This window comes from Microcystis sp. M53598_WE2 (genome assembly GCF_030067735.1).
GTDB classification, from domain to species: domain Bacteria; phylum Cyanobacteriota; class Cyanobacteriia; order Cyanobacteriales; family Microcystaceae; genus Microcystis; species Microcystis aeruginosa.
Genome location: NZ_JASJFE010000146.1, coordinates 1 through 7,389 on the forward strand (window position 1 = coordinate 1; position 7,389 = coordinate 7,389).

7 protein-coding genes and 1 pseudogene are annotated in these 7,389 nt (G+C 43.0%); 4 read left to right on the top strand and 4 right to left on the bottom strand.

Annotation, left to right across the window (positions count from 1 at the left end; all coding sequences use genetic code 11):
- Positions 1-93: 93 nt before the first annotated feature.
- Positions 94-426 (top strand): DUF4164 family protein, encoded by a 333-nt coding sequence (locus PX636_RS03235; RefSeq protein WP_004163367.1) that lies wholly within the window; start codon positions 94-96, stop codon positions 424-426.
- Positions 427-529: 103 nt separating this feature from the next.
- Positions 530-1,882: a TIGR03279 family radical SAM protein gene (locus PX636_RS03240; RefSeq protein ID WP_288116207.1), complete on the top strand. Its 1,353-nt coding sequence runs from the start codon at positions 530-532 to the stop codon at positions 1,880-1,882.
- Between the two features lie 235 nt (positions 1,883-2,117).
- Here PX636_RS03240 and PX636_RS03245 read toward each other — a convergent pair whose 3' ends face one another.
- A complete protein-coding gene (locus PX636_RS03245) occupies positions 2,118-2,912 on the bottom strand; it encodes an MlaE family lipid ABC transporter permease subunit (RefSeq protein WP_012264655.1) in 795 nt (264 codons plus the stop codon).
- A 186-nt stretch (positions 2,913-3,098) separates the two neighbouring features.
- Between PX636_RS03245 and PX636_RS03250 the strand changes: the two genes are divergently transcribed.
- Positions 3,099-4,283: a class I SAM-dependent rRNA methyltransferase gene (locus PX636_RS03250; RefSeq protein WP_012264656.1), complete on the top strand. Its 1,185-nt coding sequence runs from the start codon at positions 3,099-3,101 to the stop codon at positions 4,281-4,283.
- Here the strand turns inward: PX636_RS03250 and PX636_RS03255 are convergent.
- Positions 4,250-4,660 (bottom strand): VOC family protein, encoded by a 411-nt coding sequence (locus PX636_RS03255; protein WP_012264657.1) that lies wholly within the window; start codon positions 4,658-4,660, stop codon positions 4,250-4,252. The genes PX636_RS03250 and PX636_RS03255 overlap by 34 nt on opposite strands.
- Before the next feature lie 434 nt (positions 4,661-5,094).
- Here PX636_RS03255 and PX636_RS03260 point away from each other — a divergent pair, with 434 nt between their 5' ends.
- A complete protein-coding gene (locus PX636_RS03260; protein WP_288116209.1) occupies positions 5,095-5,904 on the top strand; it encodes an SDR family NAD(P)-dependent oxidoreductase in 810 nt (269 codons plus the stop codon).
- Between the two features lie 61 nt (positions 5,905-5,965).
- Here the strand turns inward: PX636_RS03260 and PX636_RS03265 are convergent, their stop codons facing one another.
- Together PX636_RS03265 and PX636_RS03270 are read right to left on the bottom strand one after the other, a co-directional pair.
- Positions 5,966-6,832, bottom strand: coding sequence for a 6-pyruvoyl trahydropterin synthase family protein (locus PX636_RS03265; protein ID WP_288116210.1), 867 nt, complete (start codon positions 6,830-6,832; stop codon positions 5,966-5,968).
- A 378-nt stretch (positions 6,833-7,210) separates the two neighbouring features.
- Positions 7,211-7,311 (bottom strand): annotated as a pseudogene (locus PX636_RS03270) (type II toxin-antitoxin system HicB family antitoxin); the annotation flags it as partial.
- Positions 7,312-7,389: the final 78 nt, after the last annotated feature.

Below are 7,389 nucleotides of genomic sequence, written 5' to 3' on the forward strand. Positions count from 1 at the left end.
CCCCTAATAGGGATTGAAACTTGGAGGCAAAAATCAGCGATACTGATATTGAGATCACGATGGTGAATCCAGAAGAGATAAAGGAGACAGAAAATGGCTAACGAAACCGTCACTTATTCCCTAGAAGCAGTTCTGACAAGGATTGAGGGGAAAATTGACTCTCTGGAAAAACGGATCGATGACAGATTTGATAAGGTAGATAAGAGATTTGATAAGATAGAAGAACGGTTGACGAAAGTGGAAATAGGACAAGTCGAACTCAAAGGGGAGATTAAAGCCTTAGATGAGCGACTAACCACAGAAATTAAAGGGTTAACTGCAAGAGTTGCCTATCAGGAATTTACCAATCGGGGGATTCTCATCGCTCTGGTTGTGGCCATTTTAGGAGGGGCTGCTAAACTTTTTGGTTTTTTCCCCAATCCCTAACAGCGATCGCCCTAAAATGCTGTAGAATTAGCTTGACAAAAGTGAGACAAGGCCAAAGACTCTCTCGAAATGCAGTTAAATAATTGGATGGCGACCTAAAAATATGAGTGAATTAACTATTCGTCCAGCTAAAATTAGTGGTGTCATCCCAGATTCGATCGCCGCCGAGGTGGGTTTTGAAATCGGGGATGCGCTCCTCTCTATCAATGGTAATCGTCCCCGGGACTTAATCGATTATCAATTTTTATGTGCCGATGAATTTTTAACCCTAGAAGTGCTTGATAGTCAGGGCAAAACTCACCGGATAGAAATCGAAAAAGATTATCATGAAGACTTAGGTTTAGAGTTTGAAACTGCCCTTTTTGATGGCTTAATTCAGTGCAATAATAAATGTCCTTTTTGCTTTATCGACCAACAACCAGAGGGCAAAAGAGAAACTTTATACTATAAAGATGATGACTATCGCTTAAGTTTTCTCTATGGCAGTTATTTAACCTTAACTAATCTCACCTCAAAAGAATGGCAGCGGATCGAAAAGATGCACATATCACCGCTTTTTGTATCCGTTCATGCCACGGAACCCGATCTGAGGATTCGTCTCTTAAAAAATCCCCGCGCTGGTCAAATTTTAGACCATTTAAAATGGCTACAAGCCAGACAATTACAAATTCATGCCCAAGTGGTAGTTTGTCCCAATATTAATGATGGAATTCATCTCGAAAGAACCCTGTTAGATCTGGTTTCTTTTCATCGGGGAGATATTCCCTGTGTGGAGTCGATTGCCGTAGTTCCCGTGGGATTAACCCGCTTTCGTCCCCAAGAAGATGAATTAATTCCCGTTAGCCAAGAAAAAGCGCGAGAAGTGATTGAACAAGTCCAAACTTTACAGAAAAAATTTCGTCAAGAATTTGGCAGTAATGTGGTGTGGTTAGCCGATGAATGGTTTTTAATTGCCCGAGTCGATTTACCACCTCAATCTCACTACGAAGACTATCCCCAAATCGGTAACGGAGTTGGCTCGATTCGTCAATTTATTAGGGAGTTTCAGAAGACAGCCAAGAAGTTATTACCTGCTCAAATTACTCCCTCTAGACGATTGATATGGGTAGTGGGAAATGCGGTAGAACAAGCTTTTCAACCCCTAGTTAAACAGTTAAATAATCTGCGGGGTTTAACCGTGGAATTAGTGGCTTTAAATAGTGATTATTGGGGACAGGAAATCACGGTTACGGGTTTATTAACCGGGCAAGATATTCTCAAAGGATTACAAGGTAAAAATCTTGGGGATGGGGTTTTATTACCCTCCCTAATGCTCAAGCATGGGGAAGCGGTATTTTTAGATGATCTCACCCTAGAAACTGTTATTAATCAGTTAGGAGTCCCTATTTATCCAGTCCTGGGAGTGGAGGAATTAATTAAAACTTGTCTTACTCTCAATCCCTTGAACAAATCCTAATCTTGAGAATAGACAATTATCAGTAATCGGTGATCAGATTTGAGTTTTTAAGTAGGTGGGTGGAATTAAATATAAGATGAACGTAGGTTGGGTTGAAGCATGAAACCCAACTCCCGCATGGGTTACGCTACCGCTAACCCATCCTACAAATAATTGTGCCTCCCTACTTAGTGAGCGGTATTAAGTAGAAAATTGCCGTTTTCTTGGCACTGATTACTGATTACTGATTACTATCTTAGCCTAGCTCCGCATTACCTGTCCCTTGAAACATCAGCCAAGAGAGGAAAAAATTAGCCACAAAAATCGCTAACAAAGAAGTTACCACAGCCGTGGTAGTAGATTGACCAACTCCTTTAGCACCGCCGGTGGTGGTTAAACCCCAACTGCAACCGATAATAGCAATTAAAACCCCAAAAATTAGGGACTTTAACATAGAACTAATTAAATCCCATGTTTCCAGAAAATTTTGGGCTGATTGTAAGAATAGGGAATAGGAAATACCGTAAAGACTATCGGAAATAAATAAACCACCGAGTAGCCCTGTGACTAAAGAGATAATAGTGAGCAGGGGTAACATTAAACTACAGGCAATCACCCGAGGAATGACCAAATAATCGATCGGATCGGTTTTTAAAATATATAAAGCGTCAATTTGTTCTGTTACTCGCATTGTACCAATTTCGGCGGCAAAAGCCGAGCCAACTCTCCCCGCCACCACCACCGCGGTTAAAACCGGGGCTAATTCTCTTGTTAAAGCCAAGGAAAGGACTCCCCCAACAAAACTACCCGCCCCAAAAAAAATAAATTCTCTGGCTACCTGAATAGTGAAAACCATACCCACAAAAGCAGCAGTAATTAGGGCAATTGTCAAGGATTCTGGCCCCACAATACTCATTTGTTCCAGAGTATTACGCCGGTGGATTTTGCCATTAAGAATATGTAAAAAAGTTTGTCCCGCTAACAAACCGGCAGCCCCCAAACGTTGAAACCATAAACTTAAACCACCGGCAGCATCACTTTTTCTTGGCATTTGTCGAGGGACTATCGCTAAAATCTAACTTATTATAGGCGAGAATTCCCTCTGATTATCCCTCGATTGTTGGGACTTGCTTTGATGCCACTCGATCGAGGGATAACAAACCATGGTTTTGTGCTGCTGGCAGGGGATAATAGAATTGTCTAGTAGTCGTCAGCTATCAACCCTGATTCTTTATCCATGCCAGATTTAGCGAAAATTATCCTGAGAAACCATAAAATTGATGCTGTTAAACGATTTCATCCTTGGATATTTTCCGGGGCGATTAAAGAGATGGAGGGAGAAGTCAAAGAGGGTGCTATCGTAGAGGTTTATAGCGATCAAGGCGAATATCTAGCCACTGGACTGTATAATCCTAGCAATATTGCCGTTAAAATTCTTTCTTTCCAAAAAGTCAGCGATATTGCTCAATTATTTCTCGAAAAATTCCAGAATGCCTATCAGCTGCGGCAACAAATCGGTTTAGTGGATAACCCGAAAACTAACTGTTATCGCTTAATTAACGCGGAAGGAGACGGTTTACCCAGTTTAATCGTCGATTGGTACAATGGCACGGCGGTTATTCAAGCTTATTCTCTAGCTTTATACCAACGTCTCGATCTGATTGTCGATTGCCTGAAAACTATCTACGCTGACAATTTACGGGCAGTTTACGATAAAAGTGCCGCAGTTTTGGCGAAAAGCGCCCATATCTCTGAGAATAAATACTTATTTGGTCAAAAAAACGGCAATGAGGTGTTAGAATTCGGTCATCGCTTTATTATTGATTGGGAAAAGGGACAAAAAACGGGATTTTTCCTCGATCAAAGGGAAAATAGAGCAATATTAGCCCAATATTGTCAGAATAAACGGGTTTTAAACACTTTTTCTTACTCTGGCGGCTTTTCCGTCTATGCTATGCAAGCGGGGGCTGCCCTAGTCCATTCCGTTGATAGTTCCCACGGTGCGATCGATCTTACCGAAAAAAATATCGCCCTGAATAATCTCGGTGAAGTTCCCCATCAATCCTACAGCGCCGATGTTTTTAACTTTCTGCGCGACTGTCAGGAGGATTACGATCTGATTGTCCTCGATCCCCCCGCTTTTGCCAAAAGTATCCAATCCCGTCATCAGGCGGTTATGGCTTATAAAAGATTAAATTACCAAGCTTTCCAGAAAATTCGCCCCCAAGGTATTATTTTCACCTTTTCCTGTTCCCAAGTGGTTAACGAAGAACATTTTCAGGGGGCTGTCATGGCGGCAGCCATTGAATCGGCTCGCCCAGTGCGAATTTTAGCACGTTTAAGCCAACCGGCAGACCATCCCACCAGTATCTATCACTCGGAAGGTTCCTACCTGAAAGGATTGGTTTTAGCGGTGGATTGATGGAAAATTAAACGATTACCATCGGGATCATAGATGTAGATTTCCGGACCGTGGGAAGCCTGGCTAATTTCTCCCCTAGCACCATAGCCGATTTCGCTCCAATGCTCGAGGGCTTTTTCGAGACTCTCCACCTCGAAACAAATGCTCATGCCACTGCCCCTAGAATCGCTAAATTCGTCTCTGTGGGACTCTTTAGGGCAAAAAAGACCTAATTTAAGGTTAATCAGCCTAAATTCCGCATAAACGTCGGCAAGGTAGGGGTTTGGTTCCTGTTGCAACAGTTGACGATAAAACTGCACCGAGCGATCAAAATTACTCGTGCCTAGGGCAATAAAAGCCTCTGTGTAATTGAATGGACTATCGGGGGGGTTATTCATTGGGGTTGGGGATTAGGAGAGGGGAGATTGCCCAAAAGATCTACTTCAGTGCGGTGAAGATGTCAAGTCCCTTGGGCTGCCAATAGTAGTCGCGTCCATTGCCAGACTTTCTATCTCCCTCGGTAGTAAGCTCTTTAAAATACCTATATCTGCAAGTCCCCTGGGGTTTCCATCCGATCGAGGATCACCCTGAGCGTTCATCCGATCGAGTGATTTTGGGGAAAAAGTGTTAAAAAAGATTGCTGTTTGTAAAGACAACTGTTACCGTGGGTTCAAGAGTGCGCTTTGAAGGAGGAAAAATCCCATGCACCCTAACCTATCCATCTATCCCTCGATTGCTTCGCTACTTATGTAGGGCATAGATGCACAAATCAAAGATTTCAGAAGCAAAACCAATAAATTTCTGTACTGTTGCTTAAAACAGGAGTTTGATCATGAAATTACAGGGAAAAACTGCCCTAGTCACGGGGGCATCCCGGGGCATTGGACGAGCGATCGCCTTAGAATTAGCCCGACAAGGTTTAAGCAGAATTGTGATTGTTGCCAGAGATCAAGAGCGATTAGAAAAACTAGCCAAAGAAATTGAGTCTCTAGGGGTCATTGCCACACCTTTAGCCCTAGATTTAACCGAAAATGACCTTGTTAGTCCTTCAATTATCCGCATTTGGCAAGAATGCCGCGGCATCGATATCCTCGTTAACTGTGCCGGTATTGCCCATCAAACCCCCTTTCTACGCTCGCAATTTTCGCAAGTGCAAGCAGAAATATCTTTAAATCTGATGGCCATGTACACGGTTACTCGCTTAATTGCCCGCCGGATGGCAATTCGGGGACAGGGAACGATTGTCAATGTTTCCAGCATGATGGGTAAAATTGCCGCTCCTAGCTTTGCTACCTACTCGGCCACCAAATTTGCCATTTTGGGTTTTAGTCAAGCTCTCAGGTCGGAATTACGGGAACACAACATCAAAGTTGTCACCCTCTTACCCTCTTTAACCGATACGGATATGGTGCGAGAATTGCAGTTATTTCGATGGTTAAAACCGATGAGCGCCGAAGAAGTCGCCCAAACCCTAATTACCGGGTTAAATAGGGAAAAAACGGAAATTGTCGTCGGTTGGCAAAGTCATCTAGCTCTTTGGTGTCAAAAATTGGCCCCGAAACTGCTCGAGAAAATTGTCGATTTAGCCTCTCCCTTACGCCAAGGCAAAGGAAAGCGAGGATGGCGAGAAGTGTTTAACTAGGGTTTAATTAAATCCATCAGGGTGAGCATAGCTCACCCTAATCACCTTAACTAACAGGCAATTAAACGGCTGTCAGGGTTTTTTCTAGAAGTTGTCGGGGAGCTTGAACCAAACCACGACAGTGGATTTCCGCAGAATTATTGGGACTTTCAATCAGTTTAACTTTATCTAATTCGGCTCCTAATTGGCGGATCCGTTCCCCTAATAGTTGAGCGATATGTAAGGCAATATTTTCCGCGGTGGGAACCACTTCGGCAAAGTAGGGAATATCCTTATTTAAAAAAGTATGATCGAAGGGTTCTACTACCAATTCATCGATCGCTTTTTGTAAATCCCCTAGATCTACAATCATACCGGTGCGGGGATCGATTTCCCCCGCCACGGATACTTCTAGGTGATAATTATGGCCATGACCGTTTACCCTGGCGCATTTGCCGTAGATTTCCGAGTTTTGTTCCAGGGTTAATTGCGGTAAAGCCAAACGATGAGCGGCACTAAAATGGGTTTTGATGGTTAAAGTTGCTTCCATATCTTTTCCTTGATATTCTGCCCACAATTCGGGGTGTTCAAATAGTTGAATTTTGACTAATGGTAAATAGGGTGCTAATCTTTGCCAGATAACTCTAGCGATATTTTCTGTGGTGGGTAGGGTTTGCTGAAATTCCGGCCAGACTTGATTGAGATAGGAGTAGTCTAATTGACTGGTTATCTCTCGTTTAATTACCTGTTTCACGGTGGAGAGATTCTCCACCATGCCATAAGGATTGAGTTCTTTGTGTAGGGAGACGTATAATTCGTAATTGTGACCATGACCGGGAAAACGGCTACCAAGACCAAAACGTCTTTGATTTTCGGCTTCGTCCCATTCTGGTAGATAATAGCGATGGCTGGCTGAAAACCGCGCTCGACGATTGATGATGCAATCCATAAATGTGGGCGATCGATGACTTTGTAAAGTTACGTTAAGAGCAACTCTTTCTAGCATAAACCAGTTTTGTCCCCTCTGGCTTGCGGACCGGAGAAAGTTATCCCTCAATTCCAGCAGAATGCGATCGCTGTGAGTCGATAGTGAGAAAATTTATCTTTGAGAAGGTGAAGGAATTACTTTTTTACCACTATGATAAACTGTCTCTATCCATAACTTTCTAGCTCCCTCAATTCTTCTTTAGGAGCAATCGAGATGGGATACTTTAGTGGGCAAAAAAGTAAATTCGTAGGTCGGGTTGAGGTCACGAAACCCGACAGAAACCCTCAGTTGTTGGGTTTCACTTCGTTCAACCCAACCTACGCAAAAAGATCTACCAAAATAAACCGTCTCTATCCAAATTCGCTCGCTTCTTCAATATTAATAATCACTTCTTCTAAAGTTTCACCCTGACTCATACATCCGGGTAAATCGGGAATTAGTTTTTCCTAGACAAAAATGGTAGTAAATTCGTAGGTCGGGTTGAGGCTACGAAACCCGACAACCCGACAGAAACCCTC